Here is a 20589-nt window from a genome sequence, read left to right on the forward strand (position 1 = left end):
AAGCAGGCAAAGCAAGTTTAAATGTTTATAATTTTGCTAAACAAAAAAACCCCGTGTAAACGGGGTTTTGGCAAATAGTTTATTACTTTTAGGGTTGCTCGCCCTGCGCGTTTAATATCATTTCGCCGTCTTCTTTGTATAGCTCGCCTTTAGGCCATTGCGCTAATAGCGTTAAAACTTGCTCACTAGGGCGGCACAGTTTAACCCCTTTTTCGGTGCACACTATAGGTCTATTAACCAGTATAGGGTGCTTAAGCATGGCCTCTAAAATAGCCTCGTCTGTTACATTTTCATTTAACAAGCCGAGTTCTTCAGCAGGCGATTTACTCACTCTCAACGCTGTTTTTGGTGTTAAGTTTGCTGCGGCAAATAACGCTAACAATTGAGGTTTTGTCCAGCCCTCTTTAAGGTATTCAATAACCGTGGGGTTATAACCAGCGGCTTTAATAATCTGCAATACATTGCGCGATGTACCACAATCTGGGTTGTGATGAATAACGACCATGACACTCTCCTAGTTAAACCAATGACGCGTTTTATTAGCAAAATAAACTAAGCTAAGCATAACAGGTACTTCAACAAGAACGCCCACAACGGTGGCAAGCGCAGCACCAGAGTGTAAACCAAATAATGAAATGGCTACGGCAACAGCGAGTTCAAAAAAGTTAGAAGTTGCAATCATGCAAGCTGGAGCTGCAATATTATGAGCTAGGCCCATTTTTTTTGCGGCTATATAGGCTATTGCAAAAATACCGTACGTTTGAATAAGCAGCGGAATAGCAATCAATACAATGGCTTCTGGATTATCTATTAATGTTTGAGACTGAAAACCAAACAAAAGGGCCACCGTTGCCAGTAAGCCAATTATAGAATACGGTTTCATTATCTTTAAAAAGTGATTTAACCGTGTGTGATCTTCACCTTTATCTAACTTTTTGCGGGTAATAGCGCCTGCTATTAATGGAATAAGTACATACAAAACCACCGAGAGTAATAACGTGTCCCACGGTACCGTTATGTCTGTTACCCCTAGTAATAAACCTGCGATGGGCGCAAAGGCAAAAATCATAATAATATCGTTTATAGATACCTGCACTAACGTGTAATTAGCATCGCCTTTTGTTAATTGACTCCACACAAACACCATTGCAGTACATGGTGCTACTCCTAATAAAATCATACCGGCTATGTATTCTGTTGCCGTTTGTGGGTCAACAAAGTCTGCAAAAATGCCTTTAAAAAATAACCACCCTAGTAAGGCCATGGTAAAGGGTTTTATGAGCCAGTTGATAACAACTGTCAGTACTAAGCCTTTAGGCTTTTTGCCTACATCTTTAATAGAGGAGAAGTCAATTTGCACCATCATTGGGTAAATCATAAACCAAATGAGTACAGCGATAACAATATTTACATGTGCATATTCTAAGCTTGCAACAACACTAAATACATCGGGTACGGTGTAACCGGCGACAATCCCTACCGCGATTGCCAGCGCAACCCACACCGATAAAAAGCGTTCAAATAACCCCACAGTAACCTCCTAAATGTCTTTTTGATTTACGCGTTTACTGAGCTGCTCTGCTGTTTCTACTCGCTCAGAGTATCTATCAACAAAGTAATCTTTTTGGTCGCGCATTAATAAGGTAAATCTTACGAGCTCTTCCATTACATCCACAATTCGATTGTAAAAAGCAGAAGGCTTCATTCGGCCATTCTCTTCAAATTCTAAAAACGCTTTAGGCACCGATGACTGATTAGGTATTGTTACCATGCGCATCCAGCGCCCTAATACGCGTAACTGATTAACCACATTAAATGACTGTGAACCACCACAAACCTGCAGCACAGCCAGCGTTTTACCTTGTGTAGGCCTTACCCCACCCAGGTTTAATGGAACCCAATCAATTTGGTTTTTAAATACACTCGTCATAGCACCGTGTCGCTCCGGCGAGCACCATACTTGCCCTTCAGACCAGAGCATTAAATCACGTAGCTCTTGCACCTTAGGGTGCGTCTCATCTTCACTATCTGTTATGGGTAAACCTTCAGGGTTAAATATTTTAACCTCAGCACCAAAGTGGGTTAGCAAGCGTGCACTTTCTTCTATAACTAACTTGCTATATGAGCGAGCTCTTAGCGATCCGTATAGCAATAAGATTTTAGGTTTATGAGATGAAAACGTTAGCGTGAAATCCTTAACGGTAGGAGGAGTGCTTTGTGAAAGTTCTAAATTAGGTAGCTCGTGTTCAATTGATTTACTCATAATCCTTAACCTTGTAGTTCTATAGCGAACTAAATACATATGAAAAAACGAATATATGAAATTTCACATATTAAAAGGTGTGAGTCAAACCCTATTTATATAAATTTTGCGTTTGGTTTTTTAACGTTGCAGGCGTTAAAGCCTGCTATTAAAGGTAGGTAATTGATAAGTTTATTTATTTAAGCAGCTAATTATTGTATCGCGTAATGTTTTAGCTTTTATTGGTTTAGCAACATGTGCATTCATACCAATAGATAGGTAGTGAGTAATATCATCTTTCATTACGTTTGCAGTTAACGCAATGATAGGCATAGAGGCAAGCGCAGTATTGCTATCACTGCGTATTACTTTAGTCGCTTCTACACCGTCCATAATGGGCATATGAATATCCATTAAAATAATATCAAACGTTTCTAATTTTACGGTTTGTATGCATTCTAAGCCATTTTCTACTACGTGCACTTGCGCCCCACTGGCGGCTAATATATCGGATACAATTAACCTGTTTATGGCGTTATCTTCCACAACGAGTATTTTTACCCCTTGCAGTGGCTTTTCGGTGGCAGGTTTATGGGTATTACTTGTAGAAGGGCTAACCACTTTGCTTTTCATCGCTTCAAATAACACGCTGGTAAGCACAGGCTTATGCAAAATAGTTTTAATGTTTATTTTTTTAGCTATGTCGTAAATTGCGTCGTTTTTGCTTGCTGTAAGTACAATAATATTGTTGCAAAGCTGTGGGTTTACTTTGTAAATGCGGGTAAAAAACGTTTCACTGCTCATGGTCGGCATTTCACAATCAACAATAATAATTTTATAAGTGTTTATATTTTCTTTAATTATTTCTATTGCATCACTTGCCTGCGTGCAAGGCGTACAACGCAGTCCCATTGCACTAAGCTGACTTTTAATTAAGCTTAAATCATCTTCGTTATCATCTATTAGTAGTACATCAAATGGTTCAGCAAATGATAACTGTGGGCTGTCTTCTATTAATGCTTGGGTGTTTACCTCAACGTTTATGGTAGCAATAAACTCACTGCCTTCACCTTGCGTACTGCTTACAGAAATATCGCCACCCATTGCTTGGCATAAACGTTTACTAATGGCTAAGCCTAACCCAGTTCCCCCGTATTTTCGGGTTGTAGAGCTGTCGGCCTGAGTAAATGATCCAAACAAGTTAGGTAAGTTTTTTTCATCAATACCTATGCCGGTGTCTTTAACACTAAAGCGTAAAACAACACTTTTGGCGTCATAGGGGGCTTCTTCTGCGTCTATTTGCATCGAAACAGCCCCTTTAGAGGTAAACTTAATCGCGTTAGAGCACAAGTTAATTAATACTTGGTTTATACGCACCACATCGCCAACTAAGTTATGTTTCACGTTATCGCTAATATTAATCTCAAACGCAATACCTTTACTCCGCGCCCTATTTTCAAATGTGGTCGTTATATAATCGACAACCGCGTTTAACGAAAATGCAAAGGCCTCAAGTTTAATATTTCCTGACTCGATTTTTGAAAAATCTAAAATGTCATTAATAACCACAAGCAATTGATCTGACGAGTACTTTATTTTTTCTAAATACTGTTTGTCTTCTTCAGGTAAGTTTTTGCCCAATAAAATATTTGTCAGCCCTATAATGCCACTCATCGGGGTTCTGATCTCGTGACTCATATTGGCTAAAAATTCAGATTTTGACGAGGTAAGTTGCTCTGCTTCTTCTTTAGCTTGTAATAGCTCTTTAGTGCGTTGCTCTACACGCGATTCAAGTCGTAGCTTTTCTTCATCAAGCGCGTTTACAAGCTGAATGCGGCGGCGGTTTAACCGTAATACAAACACTAAAAAAGCGCTCAATACAAAAATAGTAATGGCAGCGCTGTAAATTAACACTTTATTTTGTTCAAAGTAACTCGGCTTGTAATAAGCAATAATCGATTTTTCTGGCAGGCTTTGCGGGGCAACATTATATTTTTTTAGCTGTCGCCAATCATATTTATAAACACTTAAATTTTCATCGCTTATAGTAGGTAACACGTTATTTTCACTGTAAGAAATAATAGCTTCACCCACGCGTTTACCTATTTTCTCACCTGATAAAACATAACCACCCACTACCCCTGAGCCCAGTAAAACTTCCCAGTAGCTAAAAATGGGGGCGTTACTATGCTGAGCGAGTAAGCTGACGAGCTGATACGGGCTAATCGACTTATTCTCGTAATTTCTAAATATAGGGGTAAATAAAATAATGGCGTCTGAAGGCGCATTTTTTACTTTTGTCATCAGTTCATCAGCCGGGAGATCAAACCATTGCTCAACTTCTAAATACGAAAAATCTTGGCTGATAATATTAAACAGCCCTGTATAAAAGTTTATACCTATTTCATTTTTAGTATCTAAGATGACTATGAGCTTTTTAGGTTTCATTAAATTAACCGCGCTGGCGGTTGCTTGCTTGTAGTCTAACTTAGCCTGCATTGAGGCACTATTAGTGTTTGCCGGTAGCCTAAACTGTTCGCCAGGTTCTAAATAAATTTTTGGTGTGCTAGTAAAAAAATCATTCAATTGCGATATTAACGTGGCAGCTGAGGGGGATTGCGTGACAATTATATCAATGTGCTTATTTTTATATTTTTGCTTAAGGTAGTCGCTCATTAATTGCGTTTGAGTGGCCTCATCAAAGCGCCCTACATCAATGTTTTCAACAAAAAGCTCATAGTCAAAAGTCCGTGTTGATAGCTCGTTATTTAAGCCCTCTTCAACACTTTTATGCCAAGGCATATGTTGGTTTGTAGAATTTATAAATAAAACATTGGTAATTTTAGAATCCGGTTGAGCGCTTACCGGCAAACTGGCAAATTGAAAAACAAGAAATAAAAATAAAATAATGGCTTTCATGTTTCTCATAGTTGCTTGAAGTAATTAGTACCACTAGAGTAGATGTTAATTAGTTACAAATCAATTAAATGAGATGTAAATTACAAAGGTGTTTTTGCGTTTTTGCGCATTTACGCCTCGCTAATTATTGCAGCGCATAAGTTAACTAAAAGCGCTTTTATAAAGCCAACTCAATTACGCATGCTAAGCTGAATCTCTGCTTGGGCATTAAGTGCCATTTCTACAAACGCTTGCGTGGTAGCGCTGCTGTTAATTTGCTTGTATTGCAGCTGCAAATAAATTTGTGTGTCGACCTTTTCTAACTCTATAAAATGGCAACCCTCGCTATATAATTTACTTACACAATAAGGCGCTATAGCTAACCCTAAACCAGCGGCAACCTCTGTTACTAAGGTTTGCATATGCCTTGGCTGACTAATAATGTTAGGTGAAAAGCCAGCGCGCTTGCAACGAGTAATAATTTCATCAAACAACCCTAAGGCTTCGTCGCGATTAAAAAGAATAAACGGCTCATTTTTAAGGGTTTTTAAATCAATAGTTTGCGCCGATTCAAAGGGATGGTTTTTGTTGACCACCGCTACGAGGCGGTCAACGTACATAGTTTCACTTATAAACTCATCGGCTATGGTGCTTGGTAACGGCCGAGAAAACGCAACATCTACCCGTTCGTTTTTAAGGGCCTCTATTTGCTCGGTCGCGGTCATTTCTAGCAAGGTAACGTGAACATTAGGAAACTGCGACTTATACGTTCGGATTAATTTGGCCAAAAATGTTAAACACGCAGAGCTTAAATACGCAATACTTAGCGAGCCTAACTGCCCGCTATCGACCAGTTTAACCTTATTTTTAGCCCGCTCTGTAAGCGCTAAAATTGCCGTGGCATCTTTAACTAACTGCTCTCCCGCTTGCGTGATCGACACCTCCCGAGAGTTACGGGTAAACAAGCTAACACCTAGCTGCTCTTCTAACGAAGAAATATGGCGACTTATAGCGGGTTGAACTGTATGTAGCTCTTGAGCCGCTTCTGAAAAGCTCAGGTGCTTAGCCACTGCAATAAAACTTTTTAATATTTTTATATCCATGTGCGACTCAAATTTGCTCTGTATGAGAGGTATAGCAACAACTATACGCTATTTGTATAGATTCCATCAAATTTAAACATTTCTAACATCAAGCTTCTCCCTCTATCATTCGCCTACCTTTTAATGTTGGAGAGCAAAATGACCCAGGTAACGCAAAGCGCCTCATTAAGTCGCTTTATTTTATTGTTGATGACAACCGCCATTGCAGCAACCGCTGCAAACCTATATTACAGCCAGCCAATTTTACCCCTGATTGGTAACGAGTTTAATTTAACGGATTCACAACTCGGTAGCATTCCCGCATTTACTCAATTTGGTTACGCTTTTGCCCTATTGTTTATCTCGCCGCTGGGGGATTCTATTGCGCGTCGGCGCTTAATAAGCATTTTATCGGGCTTACTTGTTATTGCATGTAGTTTTGCCGTGTTTACACCTAACTTACCGCTGTTATTAATGTCGGTATTTTTAATAGGGGTAAGTGCCAACATTACCCAGCAATTAATCCCTTTGCGGCATCACTTGTGTCTGCTGAAAATAAAGGGGCGACATTGGGCACCTTAATGATGGGCCTAACCATTGGTATTTTACTTTCACGCACGTTAAGCGGCTTTGTAGGAGAGCACTTTGGTTGGCGTGGCGTATTTGTTATGTCAGCAATATTAGCTGCGCTATTTGGTGGACTACTTAGGCTCTTTTTACCCCTAAATAAACCACAAACTAGCTTACGTTACTGGCCGCTACTTAAAAGTACAGTGGCGTTATTTAAACAGCACAAACCACTACAAGTGTTTACTTTAACTGGCGCGCTTTGGTTTGCTGCTTTTAATGTACTTTGGGCTACTTTAGCTATTTATGTCAGTGATGCACCTTTTAACTACAGTGCCCAAGAGGCCGGATTATTTGGCATCATTGCATTAGCTGGCGTAATAGGGGCTAAGTCTTCGGGTAAGTGGGTCAATGCGCTGGGCTCTAAAAAATTAGTCATGATAGTACTCACACTTGCCGCAATTGGTTTTGCTATTACAGGCGTTTTTTTAGGAAACCTAATAGCCCTAATTATCGGTATTATTTTAATCGACTTCGCTATTTTTAGCGCACAAGTAGCCAATCAAGTCCGCGTATTTAGCATAGACCCAAGCGCACAAAGCCGTATCAATGGTGTTTACATGCTCGGCTACTACTTAGGTGGCGCCTTTGGCTCAATTATTGGTGTGAAAGCCTTTGCTTTGTACCAGTGGCCTGGCGTAGTCGTCCTTAGTGTAGTGTTAATTACCATCAGCGCTGCTTTTAACTCTCTCGCAAAAAAATAACCGCCATTAACTCCTTGCAACTAAGCGTAAATCCCCCTTAGTTGCCCTATTTAAAAACAGAGAATACTTATGAATAAACTCAATAACGCAGGAAGCTACACTTTGCTGTGTATAGCTTGCTTAACAATCATGGTGGGTGCATTGGTTGCACCTGGTTTAATCAGTATATCAACAGCCCTAAATGTTGCTGACAGTGCGGTATTTTTAGTGACCTTACCGGCTTTAGGGGCTGTTATATTTGCGCCTATTGCAGGTAAATTAATTGATAAATATGGCGCTTACCGTTCATTAATTATTGGCTTATTTTTATACGGCTTTTTAGGTGCAAGCGTGTATTGGTTACAAGGGCCGTTGTTGGTTTTTGCTAACCGTATTTTGCTTGGCGGTGTTACCTCAATTGTTATGGCCGGTTGTACCGTTTTAATATCACAGTGGTACTTTGGTAAAGCGCGCCTAGGCATGCTTGCTAAGCAAGGCATGGCAATAGAGCTAGGTGGCGTTATATTTCTATTTATAGGTGGCCTACTTGCTGTGCAGCATTGGGCTTTACCATTATCGTTGTACCTTATTTCTTGGGTATTTTTAGCCATGTTGCTACTTTTTGTGCCGCGTAATCACCCTCAAGCACAAGAGGCACAAGCAACACAAGAGCACGTAATATCAAATAATGGCTTGTCTCTTAAGCATGTGTATTCGCTGGCTGTGCTTGCAATGGTCACGTTTTTTAGCGCAATTGTTTTACTACCCAGCACAATGCATGCGCAAAATTATAATGAAGAACAAGTAGGTTTTTTACTCTCTTTCATCTCGTTAGTGGCTGTTGTTGGGGCACATTTTATGCCTCAGTTAACTAAAAAAATGGGCGAGCAAAAAGTACTTGCGCTGGCATTTATAGGCTATGGGGCATCATTTGCTTTCTTTTTACAAACGGGTACAGCGTTATTGGTAATAGGCGCTGTGTTTAGCGGTATTGGCTTTGGTTTTAGCATCCCACTATTAAACCATATGACCGTAGAGCGTAGCGCAGCCTCTGTTCGCGGTCGTAACCTCTCTTATTTCACAATGGCTGTTTTTTCTGGGCAATTTCTAACATCGTTTGTTGAATATATCCCAGGAGGCACACGCAATATTTTTATTAGCTGTATCGGCTTATGTGCTCTCACTGCGCTGTACTTATTTGTTAAAAAAAATCATTCACAATCAGTATAAAAGAGGTTTTTATGTCAGAGTCATTTAAATTAATAGCCGGTAATTCATTTCCAACAGTTACCGCACACTTGCTCGATGGTACAACCGCAGATCTAAGTAAGCCGCACGGTGGCGCCGAGTGGCAAATGCTCGTGGTATACAGAGGCAAGCATTGCCCGCTTTGTATACGTTACTTAAATTTACTAGAAGCGCAATTACCCGCATTAAAGGCACTTGGGGTGAGCGTTTGTGCCGTTTCTGCAGATAGCCGCGCACAGCTAACACAAAGCATGGACACGCTCGCGATTAGCTTTCCTATTGCGTATGGTTTAACACAGCAGCAAATGAAACAACTTGGGCTGTATATTTCCTCACCTCGCTCTGAGCAAGAAACCGATCACAACTTTGCAGAGCCCGCTATGTTTGTCGTAAATGAGCAGGGGATATTGCAAGCTGTAAATATTTCTAATGCTCCGTATTTACGCCCTGAATTAGACGTGGTTGTAAGAGGCTTAAAGTTTATTAAAGAGCAAAATAACTACCCTATTCGCGGCACTGTTGTGTAACCATTTAAATTGCAGCCTTGGCATTTATTACCTTACGGCTGCTTTATTAAGGCATAAGCTTTCATGAAAAACTTATTTAGTAACCTTTTAAATTTAGCCAGCGCGCTTTTTATGTTTAAGTTTGCCCTGCCAAAATTATTAGCAGCGCAAGTAAGCGTTAAAACCTTTAGCTACTTTGCGCAGGTACTGCCCGTTAACGCTAAAATTTATATGTATAGCGTTGGTTTACTGGAGTTGGTAGTGGGTTTAATGATGCTTGCTCTTTTGTTTATTAAAAATGAAAAGCAAAAAGCACTGTTTACCTATGTTGCATATGTTTTATTGGCGGGTACGTTAATTGGGGCGCTGTTACATGAATATTTTGTTCGCCCCGAGCCAGTTGCTCAGTTAGTCACTTACTCAGGCTGCTTTTTAGTTATATGTGCCATACAATTTTTAGCCTATAAAAAGGCGCTAATAGCACGTTTTGAGTGACTTTAAAGTGTTAAATGGTAGATAGAAACAGCACCTTTTGTACTAAAACGTGTAGTTACAAAAAAAGCCGCTTTTAGCGGCTTTTAATATTATTTTTCAACATTTCTGCTTGTATCATAAACTAAAACGGAATGTCGTCATCAAAATCTATTGTTGGTTCCATAGGATTTGATGCACCGCCCTGAGGGGCGTTTTGCGGCTTAGGTGCAAAACCACCTTGCTGCTGTGGCGCATTACTTTGCCCAGGAGCAAAGCCACTGTTGTTTGATTGTTGGTATTGGTTATTTTGCTGTGGAGCAGGTGCTGCAGCTGGGCGTTGTGCTGGTGCAGCTTGTTGCTGTGGTGCATAGCCACCTTGCTGGCTGTTTTGAGCTTGGTTGTTTTGACCATAGCCACCGCCTTGTTGATTATTTTGGTAACCGCCACCTTGTTGGCCGCCTTGATTACCTTGATAACCACCACCTTGCTGATCGCCACCGCGAGCGCCTAGCATTTGCATTTGACCCGTAAAGCCATCAACAACGATTTCTGTTGTGTATTTTTCTTGGCCTTGTTGGTCGGTCCATTTACGTGTTTGAAGTTTACCTTCAACGTAAATTTGCGAGCCTTTACGGCAGTACTCACCAACAATTTCAGCTAGCTTGCCAAAAAATACTACACGGTGCCATTCAGTTTTATCAACCATTTGGCCAGTGTTTTTGTCTTTATAGCTGTCTGACGTTGCTAAGGTAATATTTGCTACACCATTGCCATTAGGCATGTAACGAACTTCAGGATCTTGTCCTAAATTACCAACCAAAATTACTTTGTTCACACCGCGTGCCATGGAACCTTCTCCTATAAACGTTAGATTAAACCAGCTACTTTACGTGCTTGGTCTAGGTCAAATTCTTTATCATTAATCTTTAAATAGCTGCGGCTTTCGTCGCGTACTACTGTTGCTTCTATTACGCCAGGTAAAGCAACTAGCTGAGAAGCAAGTGCTTGAGCTTGCTCTTCAGAACTTAAATTGGTCATTAAACTAATAACTTTACTTTTCGGTGGGACTTGCATTTTCCACGCAATAATAAGCCATATTAACCCAACAAGTGCCGCGGCCGCAAACACAGCTTGCGTACTTGTAGTTTGGGCAACATAACCCCCTAAAATACCACCTAAAAAAGCCCCCAAAAACTGGCTAGACGAATACCCACCCATAGCCGAACCTTTTTGGCTAGCGGGCGCAATACGCGATACAAGCGCAGGCATAGTGGCTTCTAAAAAATTAAATGCTACAAAATAAAGCAACATACAAATGGCAATGCCAACCACGCTATTCACCCAAATAGACATAGCAAACATACTAATAGAAAGCAGTGCTACCGAGCCAATAAACGCTTGTTTTTCTTTTTCTTTTTTAATGGCAATGATCATAATAGGGACCATTAAAATAAACGCTAACAGCAATACCGGAATATATAAATACCAATGGTGGTTTGCCACTAAGCCATCTTTTATTAGTTGGCTTGGCAGTACCACAAAAATAGTGGTTAGCGTTAAATGTAGCAGTAATACACCTGCATTTAAGCGCGATAATTGTGGATGCTTAATAAGCTTTTTAATATCACTAAAGCTTGCCAAGGTATCGCCTTTGGGCGCTTTGTTTACTGCGTTTGGCACTAAAAATAAAATAATACCAATACCAAACACGGCAAGGATTGCTGTTAACCAAAATACCCCCGCTACACCCCACGACGCGGCAACAATAGGCCCAAGTAACATAGCAAAAGCAAAGCTCATGCCTATGCTCATACCAATCACCGCCATTACTTTAGGGCGCTGTTCGTCGCGGCTTAGGTCGCTGGCAAAAGCAAGCAGCGCACTGGCTATAGCGCCCATACCTTGTAGTGCACGGCCCACTGTAACCATTTGAATAGATTCAGCAAGGGCTGCAATAACAGAGCCCAACGCAAACACAACTAAGCCACCAACAATTACTTTTTTACGGCCTATTTTATCTGACAAACGCCCCATAGGAATTTGCAGTACCGCTTGCGTTAAGCCATACGCGCCAATAGCAAATCCTATCCACATAGGCGAAAAACCATCAAGCGATTGGCCATAAATAGCCAATACAGGCATCAGCATAAACAAGCCGAGCATTCTAAATGCAAACACACTCGCCAGCGATACAGCGGCGCGCTTTTCTCGTGAATTAAGTGAAGATGCGGTCATTATCTGCGTATTCTTACGATATGAAAAATTTAGGCTGGGATTCTACCACAAGCTTGGCAATAATTAATCGCCTATAAGTAAGGATTTTTTCGTTGATCATTGATTAATAATGTTTCGTATTATGCGATACTGGACAAATAATTTTGGTAATAAACGAGATAGCATGGAAAACATTGAAGTCCGAGGCGCCCGTACGCACAATTTAAAAGACATCAGCCTAACCATCCCACGTGATAAATTAATTGTTATCACAGGCCTATCTGGTTCGGGAAAGTCATCACTGGCATTTGATACTTTATATGCAGAAGGACAGCGTCGTTATGTTGAGTCACTTTCTGCCTACGCAAGGCAATTTTTATCGTTAATGGAAAAGCCTGACGTTGATCATATTGAAGGCCTCTCTCCCGCCATTTCTATTGAGCAAAAATCTACATCGCACAATCCTCGCTCAACAGTGGGTACCATTACCGAAATATACGATTACTTGCGTTTAATGTTTGCCCGCGTGGGCGAACCACGCTGCCCAACCCACGACTTACCGCTTGCAGCTCAAACAATTAGCCAAATGGTTGATACCGTTTTAGCACTGCCAGAGGGCACTAAGCTGATGCTTTTAGCGCCAGTGGTTAAAGATCGTAAAGGTGAGCACGTTAAATTACTTGAGCAACTTGCAAGCCAAGGCTACATTCGTGCTCGTATAGACGGTGAAGTATGCGACTTATCAGATCCACCAACGCTTGAGCTTCATAAAAAACACACTATTGAAGTGGTTGTTGACCGCTTTAAAGTAAAAGATGGCCAACAGCAGCGTTTAGCAGAGTCGTTCGAAACCGCACTAGAGATGTCTGGCGGTGTGGCAAATGTAGCCTACATGGACGACAGTACGATAGAAGAAATGCTGTTCTCGGCAAATTTTGCCTGCCCCACCTGTGGCTACGCAATGACCGAATTAGAACCGCGCTTATTTTCGTTTAATAACCCTGCCGGTGCGTGTCAAAGCTGTGATGGTTTAGGCGTACGCCAATACTTTGATCCCAACCGTGTGGTACATAACCCAGAGCTCAGCCTTGCCGGTGGTGCTATTAAAGGCTGGGATAAACGCAGCTTTTATTATTTTCAAATGCTACAGGCGGTCGCCGAGCACTATAACTTTGATTTAGATGTGCCATTTGAAAAGCTGGCTAAAGAATCGCAAAAAATTATTTTAGAAGGCTCAGGGCAAACAAAAATAGCCTTTAACTACCGTAACGACAGAGGCGATTTAATAACACGCAACCACGAGTTTGAAGGCGTGTTAAACAACATGAACCGTCGCTATCGCGAAACTGAGTCAAACTCGGTGCGTGAAGAGCTCGCTAAATATCAAACTAGCCAAGCGTGCCCTAGTTGTCATGGCTCGCGTTTGCGCCAAGAAGCACGCCACGTATTTATAGGTCAAACAAACCTACCTGCTATTACAACTATGAGTATTGGCGAAGCGATGGACTTTTTTGAAGGGTTATCGCTAACAGGTCAAAAAGCTCAAATAGCTGAAAAAATCCTGAAAGAAATTCGCGACCGCTTATCGTTTTTAATTAATGTAGGCCTTAATTACTTATCGCTTGAGCGCAGTGCCGATACCCTCTCCGGTGGTGAAGCCCAGCGTATTCGTTTAGCCAGTCAAATAGGTGCAGGCCTTGTAGGCGTAATGTACGTACTGGATGAGCCATCAATTGGTTTACACCAGCGCGATAACGACCGTTTATTACAAACATTGGTGCATTTACGCGACTTAGGTAATACCGTTATTGTTGTTGAGCACGATGAAGACGCGATTCGCGCAGCCGATCACATTATTGATATTGGCCCTGGCGCGGGAGTGCACGGCGGACACATTATTGCACAAGGTACACGTGACGATATTTTAGCCACTAAAGACTCGGTAACTGGCCAGTTTTTATCAGGCGTGCGCAAAATAGAAGTGCCACAAGAGCGTAACCCAACCAGCGACAAATGGCTTGAGCTATTTGGTGCCACAGGTAATAACCTAAAAAATGTAGACTTAAAAATTCCATTTGGCTTATTAACCTGTATTACAGGGGTATCGGGCTCAGGTAAATCAACGCTCATTAACGATACACTCTTTAAGCTTGCGCATACCGAGCTTAACGGCGCGACCACAGCAGAAGCCGCGCCTTACAAATCAATTAGTGGCCTTGATCATTTTGACAAAGTGATTGATATTGACCAAAGCCCAATTGGTCGCACACCGCGCTCAAACCCTGCAACCTACACAGGTATTTTTACCGGTATTCGTGAGTTATTTGCAGGTACACAAGAAGCCCGCTCTCGCGGCTATAAAGTAGGTCGCTTTAGCTTTAACGTGAAAGGCGGGCGCTGTGAAGCCTGCCAAGGGGATGGTGTAATTAAAGTAGAAATGCACTTTTTGCCTGATGTATATGTACCGTGCGATGTATGTAAGGGCGCGCGCTATAACCGCGAAACCTTAGAAGTACAATACAAAGGTAAAAACATTCACCAAGTGCTCGAAATGACCGTTGAAGACGCGCACGACTACTTTGATAAAATACCTGCAATAGCGCGTAAACTTAAAACGCTAATGGACGTAGGTTTATCGTATATTCGCCTAGGGCAAGCTGCTACCACGCTCTCTGGTGGTGAAGCACAACGTGTAAAACTGGCTCGTGAGCTTTCTAAACGCGATACAGGTAAAACATTGTATATACTTGATGAGCCAACAACCGGCCTTCACTTTGCCGATATTGAACAACTACTTGTGGTATTACATCGCCTGCGCGATCATGGTAATACCATTGTGGTAATTGAGCATAACTTAGATGTGGTTAAAACCGCAGACTGGGTGGTTGATTTAGGCCCTGAAGGGGGCGCTGGGGGCGGTGAAATACTCATTGCAGGCACGCCTGAAGAAGTAGCCGAATGTGAACGCTCGCATACTGGGCATTACCTAAAGCCCCTATTAAACTAACTGGGGTTTATTACCTCATACGATAAGGAAAGTCGGTGTTAAGGCGTTATAAAATTATAAAATGGCGAGCCAGTAGGTTATTTAAAAAGCTGCAAAAAAAATTGCAGCCTCTTAAAGCTGATATTGATAAGCATATTAAACCCATATGGTTTAGCCTTAGCACCGCGCAAAAGCTTTACTTAGCAGCGCTTATATCTGTGATTTTCTTTAAATCCTGGTCACTTTGTGCGCTTTTAACAATGACCGCCCTGGTAATTGAATTTTGGCCAAAGTTTAATAAACTATGGCACTCTTTAGCAGGCAAAGCTTTAATTTTGGTTTTTTATGCAAGCATTGCTAATTTTGTTTTGGCAAATGCAAGCAGTATTGTTAACGAAGTAACTCACGTATCAGCTGCAAACATGAGCTACACACACAATTTTGCAACTTTGATATATTTACCCATTTGGGCATTAGGAATTACACTCTGTACATTACTAATATTTCAATTTATTTTACCCTTTTATATTATAATGCTGTTACTTATAAAGCCATTTGGTTCGCAAAGCATTAAATATATAAGTCAAAGCTACTCTCCCTTACTTACCGCATCTATTAGATTAATATTAGCCTTCATAACTTTAAGTACCCTCTATCCTTTATTGGACGATAGGGATGAAGCAACATTTCTATCAGATATAGAAAACGGTTTCTATTTTGGAAGAGAGCTGGCTAGTGACTCTCCTGAAGTGAAGGGGCATGCTATGGTCAACCTAAATGAAAGGCTGGCTAAACAGGAAACAAAAACTCAACCCAGCTCGCCAAAAGCAGACGAAATAAATGAATTCGCCGAATCTGCAAGTTCATTTGTTGCTACTGAAGGTTATTTTGGGCGTAGTAAACACCTTATAGCGATGTTTGCATTTAATTACGAAGCGGATGAATACTCAAGGTGTAAAAAAGCCAAAAATAGCAAAGTAGTAGAATTGAACGATTACGAAATAGTAGAGATTACGCCAAATGAAACTATGTCTTATGGCTATTCTTTTATTGTAAAAGCCTGCGAATCGCCTGCGTTTAAGTCCACTAGCTAATAAATTATGGCTTTTTTAAGTGATGAATAAAGTATTAGAAGTTATAAAAAAATGCCGCTAAATTTAGCGGCATTTTTATTTGCTTATACTAGGGCGTGTTTATCTTTGATGGTTGAATTTTCAGCAGTATGTTTGGTTTTTAGGCAAGGCAGAGCCTATGAAGTGTGGTTACTCCCCATAAATAGGCGATAACGCAGCATAAATGCCAAACATGCGCTGCCCTTCGGGTTCTGCCTAGGGGCGATAAACTCTTTGTTGCCTACATGGATGTAGGTAAGGGGCGTGAGCAGGACGCGGAAGCTTTGCTCGGTTTTTACTTAGCCCACTAGGTTACAAACCTCGCGCCGCGATTTAATCGCCCCTAGATTGAACAAATTTCAATCCGCAAAGATCAACACGCCCTAATAAAGCAATTTATGTACGAGGAATAAACCCTAGTGCATCGTAAACCGATTTAAGAGTTTTTTCTGCACGTACACTGGCTTTTTCTGCGCCTGATTTCATGATGCTGTCAAGTAGGTTTTGATCTTCTCTGATCTCTTTAAAACGTGCTTGGATTGGCTCAATCATGCTAACAACTGCATCGGCTGTGTCTTTTTTCAGGTGACCATACATTTTATCTTCATACTCTGGCACTAAGTCTTCAATTGAGCGCTTAGTGGCTACGCTTAATAAAGTAAGTAAATTAGAAACGCCTGGCTTTTCAGTGCGGTCAAAGTAAATACGCGCTTGCTCGTCTGAATCGGTTACTGCTTTTTTAAGCTTTTTCTCAATCTTTTTAGGCTCATCTAATAGCATGATGTAGCCATTAGGGTTTTCATCAGACTTAGACATTTTTTTGAGCGGATCTTGAAGGCTCATTACGCGTGCGCCAAATTCAGGAATATATGGCTCAGGTAACTTAAATACGTCACCGTATAAATTATTAAAGCGTGTAGCTATATCACGCGTTAACTCTAAGTGCTGCTTTTGGTCATCCCCTACCGGTACTTGGTCTGCTTGATATAATAAAATATCCGCTGCTTGCAATACTGGGTACGAAAATAAACCGACGTTTACATTGTTAGCATGCTTAGATGACTTGTCTTTAAACTGGGTCATGCGGTTAAGCTCGCCCATTTGTGCGTAACAATTTAGCACCCATGCTAACTGCGCGTGTTCTGGCACTTGCGACTGTACAAATAAGGCCGATTTTTCAGGGTCTATGCCACATGCCGCGTATAACGCTATACCATCTAATACACGAGAGCGAAGAAGTTCAGGCTCTTGGCGCACGGTAATCGCGTGTAAATCAACAAGCATAAAGAAACTTTCGTGGTCTTCCTGTAGCTTTAGCCACTGGTTAATAGCGCCAACATAGTTGCCTATTGTCATACCACCGGTTGGCTGAATGCCACTTAAAACTACTGGTTTACTCATGATTTTCCTTTAGTGTTTAGTTAATTAAAAATTTTAACGCTGTGTTAGTGTTGGTATTATATCTAAGAAGTTATCGCATAGGTACTGTGGATTATAATCCTCAAGATTTTCACCTTGGTTATAACCATAATCCACCGCTATTACATCAATTTTAGCGGCATGTGCTGCCAATATATCGCTTTTTGAATCGCCAATCATAATAGCCTTACTCGGCTCAACATTCAGCTTTTTACATGCATACAGTAAAGGCGCTGGTGAAGGCTTTTTAGCCATATCGTCTCCACACACTATCACTTCAAAGTGACTGGTTAGGGAAAGCTTATCAAGTAGTAGCTCGGTAAATAGACGCGCCTTATTAGTAACAAGTGCTTTTGGCATGCCCCGCAAAGCACTGAGCCCTGTTTCTACATGCTGATACAACACACTATACTTGCCCACTAGCTGCTCATAATGTTGGTAAAATAAGGCAATGGCTTTTGCACTAAGCGCTTCATCTAAATGTTCGCTAATTTGCATATCGCCGCTGAGTGCACGTTTGACTAGGGTTTCAATACCGTTGCCTATCCAGCTTTCAACCAAGCTTTGGCTAACAATAGGAAACGCTAAATCACTCAGTGTTAAGTTTACTGCTAGGTATAAATCGTAAACGCTATCAACAAGTGTGCCGTCAAGGTCGAACAAAGCTACATCATATTTCATTACTTTACGTTTCCTAACTGCTCACGCATTTGATCAATAACCACTTTGTAATCAGGCTCATTAAAAATAGCAGACCCTGCTACAAACATATCGGCACCTGCTTGCGCCGCTGCGGCTATGTTATCAACCTTAATACCACCATCTACTTCTAGGCGAATATCACGACCCGACGCAACTATACGCTGCTTAGCTTGAGCTAGTTTTTCAAGGGTGTGGGGAATAAAGCTTTGGCCGCCAAAGCCTGGGTTTACCGACATTAATAAAATAGTATCTAGCTTATCAATAACGTGATCGAGGTAGCTAAGGCTAGTGGCAGGGTTAAATACTAAGCCTGCTTTACAACCATGGTCTTTAATGAGCTGTATGGTGCGGTCTATATGCTCGCTGGCCTCAGGGTGAAAAGTAATTATTGATGCGCCGGCCTCTGCAAACAAAGGGATTATACTATCGACTGGTTTTACCATTAGGTGCACATCTATAGGCGCTGTTACACCGTGATCTCTAAGCGCTTTACACACCATAGGCCCAATAGTGAGATTAGGCACGTAGTGATTGTCCATGACATCAAAATGTACTACATCAGCGCCTGCAGCGAGTACTTTATCCACATCTTCGCCTAATTTTGCAAAATCGGCTGACAAAATAGAAGGCGCAATTAAGTATTTTTGTTCAGGGTTTAACATAGTAATCCGTCAATCAGTAAAATATGCCTTAATGTACCGTAAATGCTGAGGTTTCCCAAGTAATACACTGTAAATTAGGCATAACTAAAAATATCGATTTAAATATATAAGTATTTATTTATGAAAAGCTTTAGTGGTTGAGTTTTGGGCAGCATGTTTAATTTTTGGTAAGGCCGTGAGTAGACGCACAAGCTTTGCTTACATGATGTAAGCTATTAGATTAACGTAAGAGCAGTTATTGTGCCCACTCGATTACAAACTTCGGGGCGCGATTTAAAAACTCTTAGCTTGAGAACACACTTTAACTCGCAAGTTTCAACAGGCCTTAGCTATTACAGATAAATATTAGTTTGTTATTTATACAGCTTTTGTTATTATTAAAGGAGTAACTTAATTTTAGGCTAATATTATGCGTGCATTTAAAACAGGGATCTTAATTGCGTCGGCATTGTTATTTATTGGGGCATTTAGTTTTGCGCCAAGTTCTGAGCAAGATTTAAGCTTAGTTAGCAATTGTCAGCATCAGGCAAGTAGTAAAAGCGCTTCAAACACCTTAACGTGTGCGAAAGTAGAAGAAGACTCATCGTGGTTTTCGTGGCTAACAGGCGATAGCCGCAGTGCGCAGTTTCATTACTTAGATTTATTAGAGCTATTAACTAGCTCAGAAGACGCTAAGAATACGCCTTCAATAAAACCTCTATTTTAAATAATGCTGCACTTTATTAGCGCGTTGCAAAGTGTGCTAGCAGCATTTTTTGGTGTGCAATCAGAGCACAAACGCCAAGCCGACTTCCAACAACACTCCCCTCTTTTTATTATTGCTTTAGCTGTGCTGTTTTTTGTTATTTTTGTAGTGACAATTTACGCAGTGGTTGCTTGGGTGCTAAATACATAGCCATTAGCTCGTCGACCTTGTTGCGTGATCCACCTTTAGGGCTGATAGTACGTTTTACCTGAATTTTACCAAGCGTAGCTTGGCTATAAATTTTTCGCGTCCACACGGTATCGTGGTTAGATATAAGCACTGGGGTATTGTTTTCAAACGCGGCTTGCTCGGCTAAGTTTGCCAAGTTTGCTTGATCGTCTAAATTAAACCCGCCTTTAGCATAAGAGGTAAACGACGCTGTTTTACTTAGCGGTACATAAGGCGGATCGCAATAAATAACCGCATTGTTTGGCACAAGCTTAAACACATCATCGTAGCTTAGGCAGGTAAATGTGGCTTTTTGTGCTTTTTCGGCAAAAAAGTACATTTCTTTTTCTGGAAAATAAGGCTTTTTATATTTACCAAATGGCACGTTAAAAATGCCTTTGAGGTTATACCTACACAGCCCATTGTAACCATGGCGATTCATGTATAAAAAGAGCATTGCGCGCTCATATACATCATTGCTTTTATTAAACTGTACACGGTATTCGTAGTAAGCGTCTGGGTGGTTATTTAAATCAACAAATAGTTTTTTAGAGTCACTTATAAACTCATCAGGCGAGCGCTTGAGCTCTTTGTATAAGTTAATTAAATCAGCATTGATGTCGTTGAGTAAATAGTGTTTAAAATTACTATTTAAAAATACCGAGCCTGCGCCTACAAAAGGTTCTACCAAGGTTTCAGCGTGTTTGCTGGCTTGAGATAAGCGTGCATTAATATCTTCAACTAGGCTGTATTTACCGCCAGCCCATTTTAGGAAGGCTCTACTCTTTTGTTGCATTGGTTCTTAACTTCAATCTGCTGTA

General features: G+C 41.0%; 20 protein-coding genes. 9 read left to right on the top strand and 11 right to left on the bottom strand.

From position 1 onward, the window contains the following. Nucleotides 1–88: 88 nt before the first annotated feature. The 5 genes from arsC to MTN96_RS09320 all read right to left on the bottom strand — a co-directional run bounded on the left by arsC (nucleotide 89) and on the right by MTN96_RS09320 (nucleotide 6243). Nucleotides 89–505, bottom strand: a complete 417-nt coding sequence (gene arsC, locus MTN96_RS09300; RefSeq protein ID WP_024032510.1) for an arsenate reductase (glutaredoxin) — start codon at nucleotides 503–505, stop codon at nucleotides 89–91. Nucleotides 506–514: 9 nt separating this feature from the next. Beyond that, nucleotides 515–1531: an ACR3 family arsenite efflux transporter gene (arsB, locus tag MTN96_RS09305; RefSeq protein ID WP_055254615.1), complete on the bottom strand. Its 1017-nt coding sequence runs from the start codon at nucleotides 1529–1531 to the stop codon at nucleotides 515–517. A 9-nt stretch (nucleotides 1532–1540) separates the two neighbouring features. Then, nucleotides 1541–2263, bottom strand: a complete 723-nt coding sequence (gene arsH / locus MTN96_RS09310; protein WP_248531335.1) for an arsenical resistance protein ArsH — start codon at nucleotides 2261–2263, stop codon at nucleotides 1541–1543. A gap of 171 nt (nucleotides 2264–2434) precedes the next feature. Next, nucleotides 2435–5161 carry a response regulator gene (locus MTN96_RS09315; RefSeq protein ID WP_248531337.1) on the bottom strand — a complete coding sequence of 909 codons (2727 nt, stop codon included), beginning with the start codon at nucleotides 5159–5161 and terminating at the stop codon, nucleotides 2435–2437. 170 nt (nucleotides 5162–5331) lie between these two features. Further along, the gene (locus MTN96_RS09320) at nucleotides 5332–6243 is read right to left on the bottom strand and encodes a LysR family transcriptional regulator (protein WP_248531339.1); all 912 of its coding nucleotides are present in this window, start codon (nucleotides 6241–6243) and stop codon (nucleotides 5332–5334) included. A gap of 138 nt (nucleotides 6244–6381) precedes the next feature. Here MTN96_RS09320 and MTN96_RS37000 point away from each other — a divergent pair, with 138 nt between their 5' ends. From MTN96_RS37000 to MTN96_RS09340, 5 genes are all read left to right on the top strand, one after another. Next, nucleotides 6382–6804 carry an MFS transporter gene (locus MTN96_RS37000; RefSeq protein ID WP_282451999.1) on the top strand — a complete coding sequence of 141 codons (423 nt, stop codon included), beginning with the start codon at nucleotides 6382–6384 and terminating at the stop codon, nucleotides 6802–6804. Continuing rightward, nucleotides 6765–7553, top strand: coding sequence for an MFS transporter (locus MTN96_RS09325; protein WP_308200597.1), 789 nt, complete (start codon nucleotides 6765–6767; stop codon nucleotides 7551–7553). Before MTN96_RS37000 ends, MTN96_RS09325 begins: the two co-directional genes overlap by 40 nt. 69 nt (nucleotides 7554–7622) lie before the next feature. Continuing rightward, on the top strand, nucleotides 7623–8762 hold the full coding sequence (locus MTN96_RS09330; RefSeq protein WP_248531341.1) for an MFS transporter: 1140 nt from the start codon (nucleotides 7623–7625) through the stop codon (nucleotides 8760–8762). 11 nt (nucleotides 8763–8773) lie between these two features. After that, nucleotides 8774–9307, top strand: a complete 534-nt coding sequence (locus tag MTN96_RS09335) for a redoxin domain-containing protein (RefSeq protein ID WP_248531343.1) — start codon at nucleotides 8774–8776, stop codon at nucleotides 9305–9307. A gap of 63 nt (nucleotides 9308–9370) precedes the next feature. Further along, nucleotides 9371–9781, top strand: a complete 411-nt coding sequence (locus MTN96_RS09340; RefSeq protein ID WP_055254627.1) for a hypothetical protein — start codon at nucleotides 9371–9373, stop codon at nucleotides 9779–9781. Between the two features lie 121 nt (nucleotides 9782–9902). Here the strand turns inward: MTN96_RS09340 and ssb are convergent, their stop codons facing one another. Both ssb and MTN96_RS09350 read right to left on the bottom strand, forming a co-directional pair. After that, the gene (gene ssb, locus MTN96_RS09345) at nucleotides 9903–10607 is read right to left on the bottom strand and encodes a single-stranded DNA-binding protein (RefSeq protein ID WP_024032519.1); all 705 of its coding nucleotides are present in this window, start codon (nucleotides 10605–10607) and stop codon (nucleotides 9903–9905) included. A gap of 20 nt (nucleotides 10608–10627) precedes the next feature. Then, the gene (locus MTN96_RS09350; RefSeq protein ID WP_024032520.1) at nucleotides 10628–11995 is read right to left on the bottom strand and encodes an MFS transporter; all 1368 of its coding nucleotides are present in this window, start codon (nucleotides 11993–11995) and stop codon (nucleotides 10628–10630) included. Between the two features lie 163 nt (nucleotides 11996–12158). Here MTN96_RS09350 and uvrA point away from each other — a divergent pair, with 163 nt between their 5' ends. Further along, nucleotides 12159–14981 (top strand): excinuclease ABC subunit UvrA, encoded by a 2823-nt coding sequence (uvrA, locus tag MTN96_RS09355; protein WP_029773081.1) that lies wholly within the window; start codon nucleotides 12159–12161, stop codon nucleotides 14979–14981. Nucleotides 14982–15016: 35 nt separating this feature from the next. After that, entirely contained in the window at nucleotides 15017–16054 is a 1038-nt protein-coding gene (locus MTN96_RS09360; RefSeq protein ID WP_248531348.1) for a hypothetical protein, read from the top strand. Nucleotides 16055–16468: 414 nt separating this feature from the next. Here MTN96_RS09360 and trpS read toward each other — a convergent pair whose 3' ends face one another. Genes trpS through rpe form a run of 3 tightly spaced genes read right to left on the bottom strand, consistent with a single transcriptional unit; the run spans nucleotide 16469 to nucleotide 18855 of the window. Beyond that, the gene (trpS, locus tag MTN96_RS09365; protein ID WP_029771853.1) at nucleotides 16469–17473 is read right to left on the bottom strand and encodes a tryptophan--tRNA ligase; all 1005 of its coding nucleotides are present in this window, start codon (nucleotides 17471–17473) and stop codon (nucleotides 16469–16471) included. Between the two features lie 33 nt (nucleotides 17474–17506). Further along, on the bottom strand, nucleotides 17507–18172 hold the full coding sequence (locus tag MTN96_RS09370; protein WP_004589357.1) for a phosphoglycolate phosphatase: 666 nt from the start codon (nucleotides 18170–18172) through the stop codon (nucleotides 17507–17509). Beyond that, a complete protein-coding gene (gene rpe, locus MTN96_RS09375) occupies nucleotides 18172–18855 on the bottom strand; it encodes a ribulose-phosphate 3-epimerase (protein ID WP_248531349.1) in 684 nt (227 codons plus the stop codon). The genes MTN96_RS09370 and rpe overlap by 1 nt, the downstream gene beginning before the upstream one ends. 409 nt (nucleotides 18856–19264) lie before the next feature. Here rpe and MTN96_RS09380 point away from each other — a divergent pair, with 409 nt between their 5' ends. Further along, nucleotides 19265–19561 carry a hypothetical protein gene (locus MTN96_RS09380; RefSeq protein WP_154944635.1) on the top strand — a complete coding sequence of 99 codons (297 nt, stop codon included), beginning with the start codon at nucleotides 19265–19267 and terminating at the stop codon, nucleotides 19559–19561. Nucleotides 19562–19564: 3 nt separating this feature from the next. Next, nucleotides 19565–19750 carry a DUF2970 domain-containing protein gene (locus MTN96_RS09385; RefSeq protein WP_024032525.1) on the top strand — a complete coding sequence of 62 codons (186 nt, stop codon included), beginning with the start codon at nucleotides 19565–19567 and terminating at the stop codon, nucleotides 19748–19750. Here the strand turns inward: MTN96_RS09385 and MTN96_RS09390 are convergent. Beyond that, nucleotides 19698–20564, bottom strand: a complete 867-nt coding sequence (locus tag MTN96_RS09390) for a Dam family site-specific DNA-(adenine-N6)-methyltransferase (protein ID WP_004589353.1) — start codon at nucleotides 20562–20564, stop codon at nucleotides 19698–19700. The genes MTN96_RS09385 and MTN96_RS09390 overlap by 53 nt on opposite strands. Nucleotides 20565–20589 lie beyond the last annotated feature (25 nt).

Source organism: Pseudoalteromonas sp. 2CM28B, from assembly GCF_023161935.1.

Excerpts from the sequence above, each read along its gene's own strand:
- MTN96_RS09385 (WP_024032525.1), top strand. The coding sequence starts at position 19,565 with ATGCTGCACTTTATTAGCGCGTTGCAAAGTGTGCTAGCAGCATTTTTT.
- arsC (WP_024032510.1), bottom strand. The coding sequence starts at position 505 with ATGGTCGTTATTCATCACAACCCAGATTGTGGTACATCGCGCAATGTA.
- MTN96_RS09340 (WP_055254627.1), top strand. The coding sequence starts at position 9,371 with ATGAAAAACTTATTTAGTAACCTTTTAAATTTAGCCAGCGCGCTTTTT.
- rpe (WP_248531349.1), bottom strand. The coding sequence starts at position 18,855 with ATGTTAAACCCTGAACAAAAATACTTAATTGCGCCTTCTATTTTGTCA.
- MTN96_RS09330 (WP_248531341.1), top strand. The coding sequence starts at position 7,623 with ATGAATAAACTCAATAACGCAGGAAGCTACACTTTGCTGTGTATAGCT.
- uvrA (WP_029773081.1), top strand. The coding sequence starts at position 12,159 with ATGGAAAACATTGAAGTCCGAGGCGCCCGTACGCACAATTTAAAAGAC.
- MTN96_RS09370 (WP_004589357.1), bottom strand. The coding sequence starts at position 18,172 with ATGAAATATGATGTAGCTTTGTTCGACCTTGACGGCACACTTGTTGAT.
- MTN96_RS09350 (WP_024032520.1), bottom strand. The coding sequence starts at position 11,995 with ATGACCGCATCTTCACTTAATTCACGAGAAAAGCGCGCCGCTGTATCG.
- MTN96_RS09335 (WP_248531343.1), top strand. The coding sequence starts at position 8,774 with ATGTCAGAGTCATTTAAATTAATAGCCGGTAATTCATTTCCAACAGTT.
- MTN96_RS09315 (WP_248531337.1), bottom strand. The coding sequence starts at position 5,161 with ATGAAAGCCATTATTTTATTTTTATTTCTTGTTTTTCAATTTGCCAGT.
- arsH (WP_248531335.1), bottom strand. The coding sequence starts at position 2,263 with ATGAGTAAATCAATTGAACACGAGCTACCTAATTTAGAACTTTCACAA.
- MTN96_RS09380 (WP_154944635.1), top strand. The coding sequence starts at position 19,265 with ATGCGTGCATTTAAAACAGGGATCTTAATTGCGTCGGCATTGTTATTT.
- ssb (WP_024032519.1), bottom strand. The coding sequence starts at position 10,607 with ATGGCACGCGGTGTGAACAAAGTAATTTTGGTTGGTAATTTAGGACAA.
- MTN96_RS09390 (WP_004589353.1), bottom strand. The coding sequence starts at position 20,564 with ATGCAACAAAAGAGTAGAGCCTTCCTAAAATGGGCTGGCGGTAAATAC.
- MTN96_RS37000 (WP_282451999.1), top strand. The coding sequence starts at position 6,382 with ATGACCCAGGTAACGCAAAGCGCCTCATTAAGTCGCTTTATTTTATTG.
- MTN96_RS09320 (WP_248531339.1), bottom strand. The coding sequence starts at position 6,243 with ATGGATATAAAAATATTAAAAAGTTTTATTGCAGTGGCTAAGCACCTG.
- trpS (WP_029771853.1), bottom strand. The coding sequence starts at position 17,473 with ATGAGTAAACCAGTAGTTTTAAGTGGCATTCAGCCAACCGGTGGTATG.